This window comes from Paenarthrobacter sp. NPDC089307, from assembly GCF_040685055.1.
Classification (GTDB): domain Bacteria; phylum Actinomycetota; class Actinomycetes; order Actinomycetales; family Micrococcaceae; genus Arthrobacter.
In genome coordinates this window covers 492105-510414 of the sequence record NZ_JBFBHE010000003.1, presented here as the reverse complement: position 1 = coordinate 510414, position 18310 = coordinate 492105, and the positions used below count along the sequence as shown (strand labels likewise).

Below are 18310 nucleotides of genomic sequence, written 5' to 3'. Positions count from 1 at the left end.
TTTAATGATTCCGAGAATACCTCAGTGAGACACTTTGTTAGGACGTGTGAGGTGTGGGAAATCCACGATTTGAAATCGTCATCCCTGTGGAGTTTGCCGATAAATGGCAGTCTTTTTTGATCGATAAGTGTCGTTAGTTGCCTATTACGAGGACGCTGGCGGCTGCTTCGATGACGTCGTCTGTGATGGTTTCGAGTTGGTTGATTTTCAGGACACGGGTGATCTGGGGGAAGAGTCGCTCCAGGAGTCGGAAGTTGCCGCGGGTTATTCGTTCGATTGCTGCGATGGCTTGGGCATCGGTGAAGTCTTCGGGGTCCAGTGTCTTTCCGAGTCGTTTCCAGTGGCGGTCCAGAACGAAAAGGAGTTCCTCACGTCCGAGGGGCCGGTAGCGGTGAGAGAACCCAAGACGGCTGTATAGCTGGGGGTAGTGGCGAAAGCGTTGGTCAATTCCGGGCATGCCGATAAGGATGATCGCGATATTGGTGCGGTCGTGTTTGTCTCTGAGTTGTTCGAGGACGTTCGGGGTGAGTCGTTCGGCTTCGTCGATGATCAGCAGTTCGACCCATTTGTTGGTGTTGCCGACGTGGACTCCGGTGACCTTTCCGGTGAGGCGTTGGTGTTCGTCTGCGCAGATGCCGATCCTGATTTGTAGGTGCTCGACGTCGCGTATAAGGTCTTTGGGCCTGGGTAGCACTTCGGGTGTGTAGAAGACCGTGCGGGAGCGGTTGGCGAGGGCGTAGTGTTTGGCGTCATGGTCGCCCCGCGGGCCCCATTCTGTGATGTAGGGCTCTAGCGTGTCCCAGTTGGCGTAGCGGCGCGCTGACTGGGTCTTGCCTACTCCGGCCTCGCCGTGGCAGATCCCGATGGTTTGCTCTTTGCGTACGGCGTTGGCGAATTCCGTGAACCGCCGGTGCTCCTTGGTAACGATGAAGTCCTTGTTCATGATCAGTCCTCTTCATAGGTGCGAAGCCGGCGTCTGGTTGGTGTTGGTGTGCTTTGTCGTGGTTCCTCGCGGGGTGCGTGGGTGGGTATGCGTTCGTTGATGGTCCGGCGCAGCTCGCGTCGGCGGGCTCTGCGGGCGGATTCGATGTCGCGGAGGCTGAGCCTGAGGTTGGGGTGGTTTTCGTCAATGGCGACGCAGATGAAGGTGTTGTGGTCGTAGACGCGGATTTCGGAGATGTCTCGGGGGTCATAGCGGATCGTGACCGTGTGTCCGACGAAGGGCGCCAGAGTCGGAGCAAGGTAGCGCTGGCCCTGGAAGTGGATTCCGTCGCGCTGGACCTTACGGTGTTTCGGTACCGTGAGTAGGAGCCCGTCGAGGGCTTCGAGGCTGTCGGGCATTCGTGGTAACCAGCCGTCTGCAATCCAGGTGTCCCTCGGAGAACGGCCGAGTTCCTGGTGGGGTCGTTCGTTGTAGGTGGTGATGAAGGACCCAATGGCCCGGTCGAGGGCGGCAAGATCAAGGGCTGGTTGGGGGTTCCGGCTTCCATGGCCGAGGTGCCCGGGGAGTGAGGCGAGGAGTTCTGTGTTGATGGTGCCGAAGAAGCGTTCAATCTTTCCACGTCCTTGGGGTCGGCCAATCGTTGAGTAGATAAGGCGGATACGGAGCTCGATCGCCGTGCGTTCAAGATGGTGGCTGGTGAAATCAGAGCCATGGTCGACGTGCAGAACGTCGGGAATGCCGCACATCGCCCAGGTCGAGTCGCTCTTTCGCCAGATGGCCTGTCGGAGGGCGAGGGCCGTGTTCATGGCCGATGGTGCGCCGGTGAACACCATGTACCCGCACAGGGCTCTGGAATGATCGTCCATCACGGTTGTTAGCCATGGCCGGTCCGGCTTCCCGTTCGTTCCGGTGATGAGGATGTCGAGTTCGGTGTGGTCGGCTTGCCAGATCTGGTTAGGCCGGTCGGCGCGGCGACGGAAGATGAGTTCGTGCTGGTCTCGATAGGAGGCAGGACCTTCGAGGGCGAGGGTTACCAGGGCCGGGTCGAGCGCTTGGACGATCTCACGCACTGTGGCGTAGCTAGGCGCGTGAAAGCCCTTTTGGCCTGCTTCAGAAACAGTCAAGCGGTGCAAAGTGGCAAGACTCGGTCGGGGCTTCGTTAGGGCAAGTCTTTCGATGACCGCCACAGCAGCCGCGTCCGTGTGCCGCTTGCCTGTGTCGGAGCGCCTATTTCGGTCCAGTGCCTGGAGGCCACCAGCCTTGTAAAGCTGGTGCCAGCGTTGGAGCGTCCGGGCGCTGATCCCCGTGTCACGGGCGAGAACGGCGAGTGGAACCTGGTCCTCGACGTGAAGTCGTAGGATCTTCCAGCGTTCATCGCCGTTCACCGTGCGCCTACGTGCCCGTACTCTTACGGGCGGCTAGGGCCTGCTGATGCCGATACAAGGTCGCGCGGCTCCAGCCCACCAGACGCGCCGCGTCCTCGGCCGTGCGCCCCTTGGCCCTCGCATCTTGGACGACGGCGAGTTTGTCTGCAATGACGATCGGATCGGAGGCTGGTCTGCCGAAGCGCGTGCCCTTCTGCCTTGCAGCCAGGATGCCGGCGTTGACCCGCTCAACGATCAGCTCACGTTCGTACTCGGCAAGGGTGGCCAGCATGTTCAGCATCAATCGACCCGTCGAAGTCGCCGGATCGATTCCATCAGAAATGGACCGCACATGGATCCCACGTTCCCGGAGCAGGTTCACCGTGTTGAGGACATCAATCAGTGACCGACCCAAGCGGTCCACCCGCCACACCACGACGGTATCGCCTTCCTCTGCGTAGGCGAGCAGTTTCTTCATCCCGGGCCGCTCGGTGGCGGACTTGCTCCCGGATGTGACATCGGCGAAAACATCGCGCTTCTGGACTCCGGCAGCGACCAATGCATCGAGCTGCAGCTGAGCATCCTGACTCGAAGTGCTCACGCGCGTATACCCAAGATGCCTCACTTGGCCATTGTGCCTCAGAAAGTCCGTGAAAGCACTTGGCTAAGACGGTATTCATCGAGACGACTTTCCAAGACATTAACCTGATCGAAACGGCGCGGCGATTCACTGACAATTTCGACGCCGGGCGGGTGTCTCGGAAACCTGTAGATTTCCAAGACGGTTCATTAAAACTGTGCCATTTCGATTAACGCGGGTTAGAGGTCAGCAGCAGCGCCGTGCGAAGTGAGGATCGTGCCGTCCGATACCAGTGCCACGCGGATTGATGCAGCGTGGAGATCGATTTTACCGAGGTCCCCTTCAACGGTGTAGTGGTCTCCCTCGATGATGAGGGAGTCGATATTGCCATAGTCAACTGACCCGCCAGGGTCACGCGAAGGCCGGGAGCTGAGCTGTCCCGTCCAGGTCAAATCAGTTACACCGTCGAACACGAGCACGCCCTTGCGGTAGCAGTATTGCTCTCCGGGGTGTGCCGGGGTGTAAGAGGGGTGTTCCTCGGTCAGTACGAACTCCGCGGTGATGACAAGCTGTCCTCGGCTTGCATTGATGTCCAATACCCAGCTGTCTTCCAGGTAGAAGCCCCTAAGAACTTCGTGCTCAAAGTACGTTCCCAACGTCGACCTCCCTACCTGCCATGTCCGGTGAATGGCGTGGCCCGGTCAACTGTAACGCTGGGTGCAAAACAGAGCACACGTATAGCGAGCCCCTAATGGGGCTTGGACGACCGGACACCACCGGCTTACGGGCGCCGGTCCCGCAAATGGCCAGGTCAGAAAAGGCGCCACAAAGCACCGTACGCTCGCACCATTCGGTGTATGCTCCCTAACGCGCTTGGCGGATTAGTCTCTCAGCAAGGTCTGCAAGTGGCTCACCGCCCCAACTGAAATAGTCGGCTCGGTTGAATATCCCCACGGACGTATCATCACCGGGTGACTTCAATGAGAGGCCGAACACGGCCCTGACCACACGAGCTTCCACGGACTCATCATTCCCCAGCAGTTCAAGTACACGCCGTGCAACCCTCGGGAAATCGGGGATGAGATCGATACCTTCCGGCAGCTTGACGCCCTGGAAATGGCACCCGCGGAACTCAACCTCACGGAAAGTAGCACCGCTGAAGTCCGTGTCCAGAAAGACACCGGGTTCGGCATGCCCCGGGATCTGCCGCCCGTCAAAGAGAACATCCTGGAGCACGCCGGTGAACTGACCATACCGAATTGTCGCCTGAAGAAACTCAGCACCTTTCAACTTGGTGCCCTTGAAGGAGCAGCGCTCCATCAAACATCCAGACGCTAGTAACCCCCGCAGGTCTGCCCCGTCAAAATTGATGTTCCGCCATGCATTGCCCGTACCCCCTTCGTACCAGGTCCCCAGCGCTGCGTCGCGCAGCCCGGCTTTGGCAAACGAGCTATCCGTGACTTCGCTATCCCACAGCCGCCAGTCAACACAAATCGCCTTGTCAAAAAGACAGCCGGTGATCACTGAGCCGAAGAAACGAAGACTGGATAATACGGCGTAGCTCAGGTCGAGATCCTGCCAGCGAACTTCACGAAATTCGTGCAAGCCGGACATAAAAGTCGCAGTGTTACCACCGGAGACCACAGCCGGCCCGAACGCGGGCGCGGGCAGTGCCAAGCCTCTCAGGTCATGCCGCCCACCGTGCTCGCCAACACCTGTAGGCATATCGTTCCGTGTGCCATGAAGGAACCGGAGAACCTCCCCCGCCAAAGCGCGGCCGTCTGCTGTTTTCCAGCGTTGTTGAAATGCTTTCATAGTCATTGTATAAACAAGCGTATTCCTGCCCGTCCCCTCGTCCGATATTTGAAGACCGGCCCTGGGACAGCGGCAGTAAGGTCCGCCATTCTTATCAAAGGATCCTTTGATGCAACAGCGGTTTGAGAGTTTGACTGGAAGGGCCGACCATCAAAACGCATCGGCCTTTAGACGCGCAGATCCCTAGGCCCAGCAAGTACAGTCTCACCATGGATCCGGAATTCTGGGTAGCTGTTGCAGCTGTTCTCCTGTCGACCGTTGCACTGGTCCGTGGTGAGCTGCATCAGCGACGCCGACTGTCCCAGGACGCGCAGGTTCGTGCTGTCGATAAGGCGATTGAGGCGCTGCAACCTGTACGTCTCCTGCTCGAACATGCAGATACGCGACTTCCCTCTCCTTCTGAGATTGGTGACGTCATGCGTGCTTTCGAAGGGGAATACCAACGTTGGGAGCCGACACTGCCCCCAGGGGCCAAGCACCTGCGCATCAGTGTCCGCCAGGCTCTTGCAAACTGCTTCGGCCCCCCGGCCGCAATTGCCGTGGATCCCGAGGCCGAAAGCAGGCCCATGCGTCCCTTTGACAGATACTGGTGGGACCTTGCCCACACGTACATCGAACACGCCCTCCACAGTTTGGGTGCTTGGCAAGTTCAAGAACGACGGCAGCCCATAAGGCTGCCGCATTTCGCACAATGGCGCAAGGAAGAAGATGACCTTCACGGGCGCGTCCAAAACGGATGAACCTGTACCGAACTTTCCTCGGCTTACCTCGGTGTTCAGCTGAACGTATAGGGCACCCTCGCGTACATTTTCATCGTGCGGGGCAAACGCACATGAACACTGCCCGTGCCACTTGAGTCGTTTCCACGGCCGTGAGCGTACGGTGTGGGACCGGCTTACGGGCGTTTTGTCGGGGGCACCGTCTATCGTGAGTGGTGAAGCTCCTCCCACCGAGGGTGAGCCGGATACTCACGAGGAGAACCTCATTGAACAGCCCGAGTGACAGTCGCTCCGTCTTTGTCGTACACGGACGCAATGAGCCGCTCCGCAAGTCGATGTTTGACTTCCTGCGCAGCATTAACTTGGCACCGATGGAGTGGACAACTGCCGTTGAACTTACCGGCGAGGGCTCGCCCTACATCGGGCAGGTGCTCGATGCGGCCTTCGATCATGCGACTGCTGTCGTTGTCCTTATGACACCCGACGAGGTGGCATACTTACTGCCCCGCTACGGTCACGGCGAAAACGACCAGGAAACACATCCCGCACCGCAGGCCCGCCCCAACGTGCTGTTCGAAGCTGGCATGGCGCTGGGGCGGGACGCCAGACGAACCGTGCTTGTGGAAGTAGGCGAAGTCCGTCCGTTCAGTGATGTTGCTGGACGCCACGCGATCCGACTCTCAAATGCTCCAGAGAGTCGTCAGGCGCTGGCGAATCGGCTCCGAACGGCAGGCTGCGCTGTCGACCTTAACGGTACGGACTGGCATACCACGGGCGACTTCACCGCGCCCCCTCCGCCAGGCGACGGTCTCCCACTCGGGCGTCGCTTGCCGAGCAGCGCTTCGGCGAGGAAGGTCATCGACTTCGACCTCAAGTACTTCAATAAAGGCGGCAACCGTATCGACAAGCTTCAGGTGATTAACCGAGGAACAGAGACCGCCTACGACGTCGCCGTGACCGTGCCTGAGAACGCAGCCCTTGATCTGCGCTCGACCGATGTCGGTCCCATCGCGAAGATCCCGGGTGGTGGCCGCTCTGTCACCGTGGACGTCTTCAACACGGGGCGCATGATGGGCGGTCCGCGACAGGACAACGCCTTCGACGTCTCCATCACAGCCCGTACCGACAGCGGCGAGCAGGTAACCCAAGACGTGTTCCTCGATCTGAATGGATAATGACGATGGATGAAGAGATCCGAGTTCCCGTGAGCCTGCCACTCGACAGTGACAGCTTCCTGCGCCGCGAGTGCCCGACCTGCGAAAAGGAGTTCAAGTGGTTCAGCCACGCCGAGGGCGATAACGACGCCGAGCCGGCCACCCAATACTTTTGTCCACTATGCGGTGTACCCGCAGGTCTCGACTCCTGGTGGACGCCGGCGCAGCTTGAGTACGGCTTCGGCAGTGCCGGCGGGGCGATCGATCAGGCAATGCAGGACGCCCTCACGGACGCGTTCAAGGGCATCAAAGGCATGAAATTTGAGCCGAACTCATCCTTCAGCCTGGATATCGAGACACCGGATCCACTCATCGAGCCCGACGACATGGTCATAGTCGAGCCCCCCTGCCATCCCAATGAGCCACTTAAGGTCCCCGAAGCTTCCACAGAACGCGTGTTCTGTTTGATCTGTGGTGAACAGTTCGCAGCATAGTCCGGAAACACGGCAGGGTCGGCTTATCCATCGCCCGGTGAAGGATCCTCTACCGAGCGTTGGAGAGGTGCGAGTTCGCAGGAAGCCTGTGACTGCTGATTTCGAGATACCCGTACACTTTCCTGAGGGGGACACTACCCGAGATAAGAGAAGGGTGAGCTGCGGTGGCGCTGTTGAAGGCAATGAACGGGTCGCGCGAGACATGGGAGGATCCTTCCGAGGACGCACTGTTTTTTCTGCTCGAGGACATCGAACAGGGACGTGCGGAATTCCTGGTTATCGAGCGCATGGCTGACACAACCCGACAGACATATATCCAGTCCATCCGCAACGATGCTGGGGAGTTTGTAGTGGAATTCCGTGACGGTGGCCCAGACCGGCACTTCGGCACCGTGGTCGCTGACATCCGGGCTGCTCATGACCTCATCACGGCGTGGTCTTTTGGCAGGGATGGTTGGCGCGAGGCGGCTGGCTGGAGCCAAATTTCGTTCGAAGAATGAGTAGTGACCTTTGATGAGCCGTTGTTCACCATTGCCTGAATGTCTTGATACGGTTTGTCCTTTCGCCGTAAAGGACAAACATGGGCATCGTTGAACGGGCAACCTGCGGATGACGGTCGATCAGCCCGTGACTTAAATTGAATGCATGGGCAATTTTGGACGGTTCGTCTATACAGACCTCGGTGCCATCGACCGCGCAGCAGGCTCTGATCCCGCGCTGGTCCTTGAGCTTCACGACAGCGACTTCGTAGCCGTCGACTTTCATCCAAAATACTCGGGGAATGGTCGGTTCTACCTTGGGTTTCAGCCTCGAGACTACTTCGAGGATCCCGCAGCCAGCGATCCAGTGGACATAGACCGGGAAGCAGAAGCCTTCCAGCAATGGGTCAACAAGTCCCTAGGGCGAAGCATCGCACTGGCAGATATTCTTCCGTTCATAGCAGAAGAATCGGTTGAAGAGCCTGAGGATGTCTTCGTTGAAGAGACCCTGGAGCGCTTTTTGGGTCTAATCGGGTTGCCGATGCCAGCTGAACTAAGCTGAGCTGGCATCGGCAATGACAGGGGCTGCTTAGTCCGTCCTCGCTTCGAGGACCTCCCGAGCCCGATAGTGTACAAATCCGTCGACAAGATCTCCGCCCAAAAAGCCCGCGCGAAGGTCATCGATCGTCAGTTTTTCCCGCGAATACTCCAAGATGGCGCCCAGTACCCGCCCAACTTCAAGCTCGCGAGTTTGATTGTCCATCTGATAATCCAAGCTGAACGCCCGGCGTACCTGAAGTCCGTCAACGGCCGCGGAAAGGCCTTCAGCGTCAAAAACCATCAAGCACTGGTTCGCGCTCTTTGGAAGCTCATCCCCTCGGAGTGCATGTATGTCAACGCCGCAGATCAAAGAAAACCTTGACCCTTGACGAAGTTCCAGAGTGTAAACCCAAGAGACACTAGGTCCCATCAGCACCCAGCTAGAACCATGTCTGGAACACCCTGACTCCGCCAATATGCTTCGAACCAGCTTGCGAAACTCGGCCGGAGTCATTTCTTGTAAACGTCCAGGTAAGAAGTCCAGGGGAGTTTCGTAAATTCCTCCAACGCCTGTTTGTACTTCTCCAACTGCGTTCGCCCCTTTGCAAGTGTCGACGCCGTATCTGGTTTGAGCTCCCTAACTATCCTATTCGTCCAGTCAATGGCGTCAGGACGGAGCTTTGTACCCGGGATCTGCCTGTTGTACTTGTAGGCAGGGCCTAGCGCTGCCTCATAGTTATTGTGAGTCTCCCGGCCCCGTGCTGTGTCGGCGGACTCGCCTGTAGTGAACTGCCCGAGAGCGTTTCGCCCTTGGGCTTCCAGGGCAATTTTCTGGGTTGCCGCCACGCTGGCGGCGTGCATGACGGCGTTTGCCGCAGCCAGGGCTGCGCCTGTGTCCACTCCCCGGGTGTCTCCTGTGGATTGGCCGCCTTGGCGAACCCCTGGCGAGGTGAAGGTGGTGCCCCCTGGCCGAAGGGCCGGGGTCGTAAACCTGGTGCCTCCGAGGGAGGATGCCACGTACCCTCCGCCGATTCCCCCAGCAATTGGTTGGACGGCGGGGCGGGAGACCGTGGAACCTCCCGCGCGCCCATAGTTCGAGTAATCGAAGGAACCCACAGTCGCCGGAGCTGGCGCGGGAGCACTGGACGCTGAGGAATCAGCCGAGTGGTCCCAAGGCATTCGGATTGTGGGCAGCGTGAACGTGGGCCACTTGATAGTCGGTAGCGCCGCACTAATAGCCGCGGCAAGTGCAAACCCACCCCACAAGAGGAGGTCGGCGCCGGGATCGAGTCCGGAGGGGTCGGAGCGGTTGATGGGGTCGCCCCATGAGTAGGAGTAGGGGGTGAATCCCTCGCTCTGGTCTGTGTGCAGTACCGGGTCGGGGGTGGTGAACGCACCGGTGACAGCGTCCATGTCGCGGGCACCGAGGTGGGTCAACGAGCTGACGGTGTCATCGAGTCCTGCGATGAAGCCGTTGGCTGCACTGAACCCGTTCGGGTTCGCGGCGTTGGAGCCGACTCCTGCTGTTCCTGCTCCGGCGGCGGTGTAGGTGTTGTTGCCGGTGCCGGTGAGGTTCGCGCTGCGTGCGAGACCGTAGGGGTCGGTGTATCGCTGAACGGCGGTAATGGGACCGGCGCCGACAGTCGGCTGGGTCATGGTCTGTGCCGTGTTGACGGCATCCCCGATAATGAAGGACAGCTTGACCACGCCTGCGGCGGCTGTGCGCTGGGCGACCGTCTTACCTGCGAAGCCGTAGGTGCAGGTCGCTGTTTTCACGCCACCGGGGGTGGAGTGCGCCGTGACAGAGCCGAGGGTGACGGTGGTTCCGGTCCCGTCGACGATACCGACGAGGCTGCCTTCCCCGTCGTAGAACCTGGTCCCGAGGCTGCCTGCCCCGGTGGTGGGGCCGGCCGGGGTTCCGTTTGCTGCGCCCGGGTTCGGGTTCGCCGGCACGGTGCTGGTCCCTGTCGTGGTAGCCAGCTTGTCGTCGGGTGTGTAGGTCAGGGTTTGGCCTGCCCGGCCTGTCATCTTGCCGGCGGCGTCCCAGGTGAAGGTCTGGGTCGTTGCCGCTCCCCCGGTTCCGGGGGTCGAGACGATCGACTTAACCTGGTGCGGGCCAGCGGTGCCGGGCGCGGAGTAGTTGTACTGTTCGGTGACAGCCAACGCCCCCGTGGCGTCGAAGCGTTTGACCTGTGACCGGTCACCGGCAGTGGTGTAGCCATAGGTTTGCGCGTACGCTGCAGGGCCACCCAGACCAGCCACCGTCGTCGAGGCCGTGGTCGGAACCGTGGCGCAGGACTTGGACACGGGCGTCCACACGGCTTCCAGGCGTGAGGCGTAGTCGTAGTCGTAGCACTGGTAGTCCGAGGCCACACCCGGGCGGCTGCTGAACGTCAGTTCCCGTGCGGTGAGCTTGCCCGAGGCGCTGTAGGTGTAGGTGGTTTTGCCCAGGTCCGAGATCGTGCCGCGGGTGTTGTTCGTCGTCCATTGGCCGTTCAACCGGCCCGTTGCCGCATCCCAGCCGAAGTAGACGTTGTTCGTACCGGTGGTGTTCGAGGTGCTGGAACCGTCACCGGCATAGGCGTCGGACTGCAGGAAGGTGGTCAGGAACCCGAGGTTGTCGTACTGGGCGGTGCCGCCGAACTGGTCCCCGGTGGTGTTCCACGTCGAGGACGGGTTCTCAAGCTCGTCATAACCGTACCTGACCTCTTCGGCCGGCAACCCGCCGATGGCGGGGCTGGCCGCGCTCTTCAGCTTGCCCGAGGTCGAGTAGGACCGGGTCGTGGTGTAGGAACCGGCGAACCCGGTCAGCCCTGCCGGGAGGGTGGTCGTTGTCGTGGATGGCTGGTATGCGTTGTTGTAGCCGCTGAACGCGGTCGTGACGGGCTGGTCGTAGGCGGCGCCGTTGTTCCTGGTGCTGCTGCTCGGCTGCCCCTTGACTTCCTGGTCATAGGTGTGGGTTTCCAAGGTCTTTGCGACCCCACCGGAAACCGTCACCGTCTTTGCCGTGGTCCGGTCCAAGGTGTCATAAACGTACCCCGTGACGGTGCCCATGGCATCCGTGCCGGATGCAATCCGGCCGGAGGCGTCATAGACCGTAGTGCTGGTGCCTGAATCAGGGTCGGTGGCGCTCAGCTCCCGGCCAGCGGCGTCGTACGTCCAGCTCCAGAGGTTGGTGCCGTCCCCCATCCTTGTCAGCTGACCGAAGCGGTCATAAATATAGGTGGAGGTATCAGCAGCACCTGTGGCAGTCGTTCCGTGGAACAGCGACCGCTGTTCGGTGTTGCCGTCCAGGTTCACGATCGTGGTGACCGCAGCCTCGCTGCCCGGGCCTGTCACCGTGGTGGTGTCCATGCCCGTGTAGCTGATCTGCGTGGCCCAGAGTTCCTGGGTGTCCCCGGTCATGGCCCGGACCTTGGTGGACCTGCCCGCTGCGTCGTATTCGTACTGTGTTGACGACGGCACCGCGAGCTGCGGGATCACGAGGACCCCGTCCGGGGCGCCGGAGGTGAAGTACTTGTTGTTGACGGTGCTCTTCGCCCCGCGGGAGTCGTACCAGGTGTCCGTGAGGATTTTAGCGCCAGTAGGTGACTGGTCCTGGGTTTGGCGGACGCGTCCGAGCCCGTCATAGATGGTGTAGGACGTAACAGGTACCCCGTTGCCGGCGATCGTGACGGTCTTCACCCACGACGGGTTGGTTGAGGACATGGAGTAGCTGGTCTCCACGGTCGGGGTCCCATTGGTAGCCGCCGGCCGCATGGGATCCCACTGGCCGGTCACTCGTCCTGCATTGTCATACCGGTAAGAGGTGACCTTCCCGTTCGGGTCGGTCTTGGTCAAAGGCTGCCCACGCATCGAATCGAGCGTGGTCGTAGAAACCCATCCCACCGGGTTCGTCACCGTGACAGTAGTAGCAAGACCACTGGCCGGTGCATAGCTCGTGGTCGTGTCCCGGGCGGTGCCCGTGCTGGTATCGCTGGACTTGACGACCCGACCGAGCGCATCGACCGTCAGTGTCGGGCCCTGGGCCCAGGTCGTTACGGCCGTGCCGGAGACGGCGGTGGCTGTGTCGGAACGGGCGGTGTTTCCCTTGCTCGGGGCCGTGTAGCCAGCCGATCCGGGGATCGCCGAGGTTGAGGCGTCGTAGAGGGTCCGGGAGGCCTTGAGGAGGTTGCCGTTGGGCCCTGTGCCGGTGCATTCGCCGGCGTAGGTACTCACCGTTGCCGGCAGGGACAGAATGTTCAGGCCGGGGTTGTCCGCATAAGCGGTAACAACACAGCTGTCATCGTCCGCAACGCCGATTTCACCGAGGGTGGAGGTCCTGATCGTCCGACCGTAAGCGTCATAGGCCATGCTTGTCTGGGAGACTCTCATGGATGCGGACTTGCTCGTCGTGATCTTCTTTGTCACTGACGCCGTACCAATGTGGCGTGCTTCAGCAGCACCGGTGGCAACACTTCCGGTTGCGGTGGGTGCTGAGTTCCACGGAACGGTGATGGTTGTCCCCAGCAGCGCCCCGGTCTCGCCGGCGTAGCTTTGCTTCTCCACTTCCCGTCCGGCGAACCAGATCGAGTCCGGGATCACCGTGTTGTTGTCCGAAAGTGTGACCGAGTCCGTGCGGAGCCCACCGGTGGTGTTGGACGGGGTACCGTTCAGTCCTCGCAGGTACGTGGCGACCGTAGTGGGGTTGGACGCTGCCGTCCCTACCGTGGTCTTCACCTGTGACCAGCCGGCGAGGGAGGACCAAGTGATGTTCTGCCCTGCAGTGCCGGACACATACTTCGGTGCCGCGTACTTCCATGCCGGGGTGCCGACATAGGTGTAGGAGGTGACCGTGTCGACGCTGCCTTCACTGCCGGGGCCTGCCTTGCTGACGACCTTTTCCACCGGGTAGATGTTGAAGTGGTCGATCCGGGGTTTTTGCGCGATGGGTGTGGTGGGGGTCCAGCGTTGCGGGTAGCAGCGTTTGTCGTTGGTTTCCGCTGCGGCCGGGAGGTTGGTTTGGGAGCACTCGGCTGCCTTGTAGGTGACCTGGATACTGGCCCCGGTGGCGGTTTTGATTGTCGAGAGACGGTACCGGTCAAAGGGTGCCAGCCCATCGACGGCCCAGACGCGGTTGTGCAAGGTCTGGCCGGAGAATTCAATGGCAGGGTCGGTAATCCAGCCACCCGTGGAGGAAGTTTCGTTGGAGCCTTGGTGGATCACCGAGCCGAGCCAGAGAGCGGGTTTGGTGCCATCACCCGGGTCCGGCATGGCGTGGAAGAAGGTCCAGAAGTCCGTGTTGCCATAACCGGCCGGGTTGACCGACAGGGACTGGCTGATCACCGTTTGCAAACGGTAGAAGGTAAAGAACGTTGGGGAATAGGTGTTGCAAGTGCCGGAGGAGGCGCAGAGGAATTCCGCCGGGACGTCGCCGTTGGGTGTGGGGCAGCCGGTGACGCCTTGGCAGCGGCCGGTGTAGCCGAAATTCACATGGATCGGCGCCTGCGTGGACAGCTCAGTGCCGGCACGCATGCCGTAGTCAACGCGGGCCAGGCGGCTGGCACGGTGGTACGCCCTCAGCGGCCCAGTTCCGGCCTGGGATTTATAGAAATTTGTGTCCTGGGTGTAGAAGAAGCCCTGGGAGTTGCCGTTCAAGTCCACGACGTAGTCCAGGTTCCAGGCGTAGGCCTGCATGCAGACCGAACTGCTGAATCCGGCGCTGTTGTAGCAGGGCTGGCCCTGGAGACCGTAGACGGGGACGATGTCAGTCGAGTAATTGTCCTTGCCGGCTGACCAGCCGGGGATGCGGTTCACGCCGAACCAGTACTGGGTGCCGTTGGTGTCGGTGAGTCTCCAGTACCCGCCATCGAAGGTGCCGTTGGCGGCGCCGGGGAGGTACTCGAGTTTGGTGTTGTCATCGTTTTGCAGCTTGTACACACCAGTGGTGGCGTCACGGATGATCACGCCCGAACGGCTGCCGAAGGAAATAGTGAACTGCTGCCCACCCGGGTTTCCACACAGGTCGTAGGAGTTCGCGACGCCCTGGTCCATGCAGGAGCCGAATTTCTGGGTAATCTGGCCGCCACCGGTCAGGGCCCACCCATCCCCTACCGGGGAGGTTTGGTTGTTCGTGGAGCTTGTCTGACCATCAACGCGGGAGGAGTCATAGGAGATCCCCAGCGCAGGGGTCGCACCTGCGGGGGCTTCACGCAGCGAGAAGGGGTAGCTCCACGTGAATGACCCGGTCTGCCCACCCGCCCCCCAGGACCCGGAAGACGCACCGGGAAGAGCGGTGAAGTCACCAGAACCCTTGTCGTTGTTGCCCGCAACAGCATCCATAGGCACAGCGGCGGGGGCCAGGGCAATAGGCTTCACAGGCACCGAACGTGTCCCGGCCTGCCCGGAAACGTCCGCCGGGAACAGGGAGGGATCAACCGTGGGCGCAACACCGGTGCCGGTGCCCTGGATTGTTTTGCCTGTTCCGTTGGCTTCGGGATTATCCACGATCTGGTGCTCACCGGCCGTGTCCGAGCCCGGGACCCATTCCTTCACAGGGACGGGTTTTACCGTGTTGATGTGGTCCGGGGACTCCCACGGGGCCGTGACGTACACGAAGCCGGCGCCGGAGGCGATGACCGCGGCAGAAACGACACCAGTGATGGTGGCCCGTGTTTTGGAGCGGGTCAACGAAGAGAAGATTTTCACTTCAGCAGGCCTTTCGAAGTGCTCGTGAAGGAGTACAGGTTTGCGTCCCTGAACGTGCCTGGTTTCAGGACGCCCTGGGTCAGCATGGGTTTGTAAATGTTGCCGATGAAGCTGCCACCGAGTTTGACCGGGTCACTCGGGCCAGCAGTTTTATGGGAGACCGGGGACGCTGCCCTAACCCACGTGCCGGTGCTGTCGGTGGTGGTCTTGGTGATCCGCAGCTGGGCGTTGATCTCGTCGTAGATCGCAGAAACATAGGCCCACTGCCCCGAATCGAGGCCCTGCCCAACAACGGACTCAGTGCCACTGACACTCGCCCAGGCCACCAGCTCAGGTTTCCCGTCCGTGCGTGCCCGCAACGCCGCCGCCGGCCCGGTACTGGCCCACTGGACAATCAAGTCCTGCACAGTGGTGCCCGTGGCCGAGGTGGGACAGAACCAGCCCGCGACGCTGAAACTATTGGACGGGTCAATCGCCTGACCGGCTGTTTGCGCCGTCGAGGTGCCGTTCGGGAAGGTCAGCATCTGCGGCGCCCCATAGAGCGAGTTGTCACCGAACGGGAACTGGTCACAGGTGTTCGCCGACCCGTCTTGGGGCGTCGCCCATGCGGTTTGGCCGTTCAACGTCAAAGGCGCCAACGCCGTCGGACGGACAGAGCCAGCCCCAACGGTAAAGGCGTAGGAGACGCCTGTGGCGTTGTGCAGCGGGACGCTGCTGACGTTCCCGGCACTGTCGAAAGCCCACACCGTCAAGACCGTGGTGTCATCCAACGCGGCAATCCGGATATCGGCGCTCATCCCCCCGGCCGGGCAAACCGCCACGTATTCCTGGATGCGCGGATCCCCGCAACGGATACTCTGCGGATAAGAAGATGCCCCCCACGAACCGGAGGTGATGGAGAAGACGAAACCTTCTGCCGGATCAGACCCTGCCGGGAGCTGCAAGTGGAAGTCATAGATGGTCTCACCGATGACACCATCGTTGTCCGCGTGGGTAGCACCTGTGGTCAACTTCGCCGATGTTTCCGTAATCGCCGGGGCAGCCGGCGGGGTCGTATCAACCTCGAAGTCAAACCTCATGGTTCCCGAATACGCGTTCCATGAGTCTTTGGACTGGGACTGCAGATAGTACTTTCCATTGGCAAGATTCGACGGGATCTGCCAGTCGTACACGTCACCGGCAGCTGCTCCCGAAATCGGGCCGCTGCCACTGACCAGGCCGCCGGCTGCGGTGTAAACCTCCATGTACACCGACGTGGGTCCACCCTCGGCCCCGTCCGGGTCACTGTCGGAAACCCGGAAAACCGGGCGGGAGTTGCGCGTGACGAAATAAGCGCCGTGTGCGTAGTCCCACGGCGTACCAGCCCATTTGCCGCCGGTGATCGTGCCGATCACGGGGGTGTTCGGGGGAAGGTTATGCGTGACAGTCAGGGTGGCGCTGTTCTGGAACTTCTTCCACCCCAAAGGATCCGACTCGTTGCCGGCGGCGAGCATGATGTTCCAGACCGACTTGTTCAACAGGATCGATTTGGCGGCCATCAGGTCAAAACCCACCGTCCCGGCAGGGCACGAAGCGTTGTAGCCCTTCGCGACAGCACCCATGTCGGTGCGCATGATCAGGCCCGGCTGCACATTCCAGTTCGTCGCCGGTCCGATATCACCCGTGATCCACGACGCGACGTTGGTCGGGGTGCAGGACGAAGACCATGTCTCGACCGTGCCCAACCGTGCGGCGAGGATGTCGCGGCCTACCAGGAAGGAGGTGTTGAACTGGAAATACGTACGCGCCAGGTGGCTGACACCATCGGGTGCCCAGTAGTTGGGCAGGTACCCGACGTTGCCTTCGCCGTTGGTCAGGTAACCGTTCCAGTAAGACGTGCCGGGGTAGGCCGAGTCAACAAAGACGTAGTTGGTCCTGGTCGCGTGCCAGTCCGGGTCCACGTACAGCGGGAATGTCAGGTCAGCGGTATCGAGGATCTCATCCATGCCGAAGACCTGGGACTGCTTCCCGTCCTCGGTACCCAGACTCAGACTGAACGGTCGTGCGATGCCCTGCCCGCCGGGGTTCGTCGCGGTAGCTCCCTGCGCTGAGGAGTCCCACCATGTGCCGCCGCTGTTGCTCAGCTCCACTACCCCGGAGTCAGTGCCCTTAGCGGTCAGCTCCCCCTCGGCGTTCTGTTCCACGACGGTGTTCTGCGAATCAAGGAAAATCCGCATCTGAGCAACCCGCGGATCCTTTGCAGCCTCAGCGGACTCGATCTTCAATACCTGGGAGATGCCGGTCTTGTGTGCGAGCTGGATCAAATCCACGCCCGGCAGGACCTGCCTGAACGTCGCGGAGTTGCCCTCAACGACAGGTTCGGGCAATGTCCCGAACGGCCAGGACTGCGTAACGGAGTGACCGTTCTTGTCATTCAGGCTGGCGATCTTGTCCGTGCCACCCGTGCCCACAGTGATGTCCACCGGCACGTTCTCAGGTTTGAGGACACTGACCCCGTCCACCGTCGTACGAACCAGATCCGTGGAAATGTCAGACCAGCCCGCGCTGGTCTGCATGCGAACCGGTTCCGTGCTCATCGTGGTCGTCAACGTGCCATCCGGGTGCGCGACCGTCATATCCGTTGGGGTCGTGGCAGCATCCACCACGACATCCTTGGACGTTTCGGCGGCCTCGGTAACAGCTGCAGACTCAGATTTCGCCTCCTGAACCGGGGCGGCAGGAGGTTCCGTGTCCGCGTGGGCTACCGGAACAGACAAACCCAAGGTCAGAAGGCCAAAGCTAATCACCGGCACGCAGGCACGGCGAAGCAGGGCAGAGGACTTGCGCACTAACGGGACTCCTTCTGGAGTAACAGAACTCGACAGAGGGAGATGGAGCAGTCTCGAAACCCCCAAATTCGACTGGCAAGAGCAGACTAAACCGCAGCTAAGGGTTTCACCAAGAGAAATCCAGTCAACACACAGAAAGGTGCCTTATGATATGCGCCTTCGTTGCCTCTTCTCGATCGAATGCAACCCGTGAAGGTTTCGTAAGCAGTCAAAGCGGCAATTTTCCAGACGCGATAATGCGTCATTTTGACGTAACAAAAGCTCGGGCAGGACAAGCCCTCAGAAGGAAGAGATACCCCCATCTCCCACAGACATACGCTGCCCGCTCTTCTTCACGTGCCCTGAGCGCCCCTCACGTTCTCCAACGTGCTCAAGCCAACCCCAACATTCGAGCGCCCACTCCCCTGTGGCGGACGCTGCCAAGGACATCTAGCACAACCAACAGAAAAGGACGTTCACTGCCTCCGTCCGCGTCAAATAGGTCCGCAACCGCGCATGGTCACTTCGAAGGACTCTCGTCTTGCCAGAGAGTTCGGAGAAGCTCTGGGTTCAGCACGGAGCCTCAGGCCCACTCAGACCTGAGACAGCGTGATTTCCAGAGATTTGAGCCGCTCGTTGGTGCCAAGCACCCATCCCCACCCGGGCAGCAGGGCAGCGCTCCCGAAGAAAGCCTGAAGGCACCGCTCACCACCTCACCGGGTATGGCC

Annotated in this window: 13 protein-coding genes and 1 pseudogene; 6 read left to right on the top strand and 8 right to left on the bottom strand. The window is 60.7% G+C overall.

What is annotated here, in order from left to right:
• Positions 1–133: 133 nt before the first annotated feature.
• From AB0N72_RS09960 to AB0N72_RS09935, 6 genes and pseudogenes are all read right to left on the bottom strand, one after another.
• Positions 134–943 (bottom strand): AAA family ATPase, encoded by an 810-nt coding sequence (locus tag AB0N72_RS09960; protein WP_363932492.1) that lies wholly within the window; start codon positions 941–943, stop codon positions 134–136.
• A 2-nt stretch (positions 944–945) separates the two neighbouring features.
• Positions 946–2013: a Mu transposase C-terminal domain-containing protein gene (locus AB0N72_RS09955; protein ID WP_363932659.1), complete on the bottom strand. Its 1068-nt coding sequence runs from the start codon at positions 2011–2013 to the stop codon at positions 946–948.
• Between the two features lie 132 nt (positions 2014–2145).
• Positions 2146–2328, bottom strand: a pseudogene (locus AB0N72_RS09950) (helix-turn-helix domain-containing protein); the annotation flags it as partial.
• A gap of 7 nt (positions 2329–2335) precedes the next feature.
• Positions 2336–2932 carry a recombinase family protein gene (locus AB0N72_RS09945; protein WP_363932490.1) on the bottom strand — a complete coding sequence of 199 codons (597 nt, stop codon included), beginning with the start codon at positions 2930–2932 and terminating at the stop codon, positions 2336–2338.
• 194 nt (positions 2933–3126) lie between these two features.
• The gene (locus AB0N72_RS09940) at positions 3127–3543 is read right to left on the bottom strand and encodes a hypothetical protein (protein WP_363932488.1); all 417 of its coding nucleotides are present in this window, start codon (positions 3541–3543) and stop codon (positions 3127–3129) included.
• 208 nt (positions 3544–3751) lie between these two features.
• Positions 3752–4702 carry a pentapeptide repeat-containing protein gene (locus AB0N72_RS09935; protein ID WP_363932486.1) on the bottom strand — a complete coding sequence of 317 codons (951 nt, stop codon included), beginning with the start codon at positions 4700–4702 and terminating at the stop codon, positions 3752–3754.
• Between the two features lie 209 nt (positions 4703–4911).
• Here AB0N72_RS09935 and AB0N72_RS09930 point away from each other — a divergent pair, with 209 nt between their 5' ends.
• The 6 genes from AB0N72_RS09930 to AB0N72_RS09905 all read left to right on the top strand — a co-directional run bounded on the left by AB0N72_RS09930 (position 4912) and on the right by AB0N72_RS09905 (position 8470).
• Positions 4912–5442 carry a hypothetical protein gene (locus AB0N72_RS09930; RefSeq protein ID WP_363932483.1) on the top strand — a complete coding sequence of 177 codons (531 nt, stop codon included), beginning with the start codon at positions 4912–4914 and terminating at the stop codon, positions 5440–5442.
• 245 nt (positions 5443–5687) lie between these two features.
• Positions 5688–6596, top strand: a complete 909-nt coding sequence (locus tag AB0N72_RS09925; RefSeq protein ID WP_364081259.1) for a nucleotide-binding protein — start codon at positions 5688–5690, stop codon at positions 6594–6596.
• 5 nt (positions 6597–6601) lie between these two features.
• The gene (locus AB0N72_RS09920) at positions 6602–7069 is read left to right on the top strand and encodes a hypothetical protein (protein ID WP_363932479.1); all 468 of its coding nucleotides are present in this window, start codon (positions 6602–6604) and stop codon (positions 7067–7069) included.
• Between the two features lie 164 nt (positions 7070–7233).
• On the top strand, positions 7234–7569 hold the full coding sequence (locus tag AB0N72_RS09915) for a hypothetical protein (RefSeq protein WP_363932478.1): 336 nt from the start codon (positions 7234–7236) through the stop codon (positions 7567–7569).
• 145 nt (positions 7570–7714) lie between these two features.
• Entirely contained in the window at positions 7715–8110 is a 396-nt protein-coding gene (locus tag AB0N72_RS09910; protein ID WP_363932477.1) for a hypothetical protein, read from the top strand.
• Positions 8111–8176: 66 nt separating this feature from the next.
• Positions 8177–8470: a hypothetical protein gene (locus AB0N72_RS09905; protein ID WP_363932476.1), complete on the top strand. Its 294-nt coding sequence runs from the start codon at positions 8177–8179 to the stop codon at positions 8468–8470.
• 128 nt (positions 8471–8598) lie between these two features.
• On the opposite strand, the gene AB0N72_RS09900 is transcribed toward AB0N72_RS09905, so the two are convergent.
• Positions 8599–14775 carry an RHS repeat-associated core domain-containing protein gene (locus AB0N72_RS09900; RefSeq protein ID WP_363932474.1) on the bottom strand — a complete coding sequence of 2059 codons (6177 nt, stop codon included), beginning with the start codon at positions 14773–14775 and terminating at the stop codon, positions 8599–8601.
• Entirely contained in the window at positions 14772–17603 is a 2832-nt protein-coding gene (locus AB0N72_RS09895) for a hypothetical protein (RefSeq protein ID WP_363932472.1), read from the bottom strand. The genes AB0N72_RS09900 and AB0N72_RS09895 overlap by 4 nt, the downstream gene beginning before the upstream one ends.
• Positions 17604–18310 lie beyond the last annotated feature (707 nt).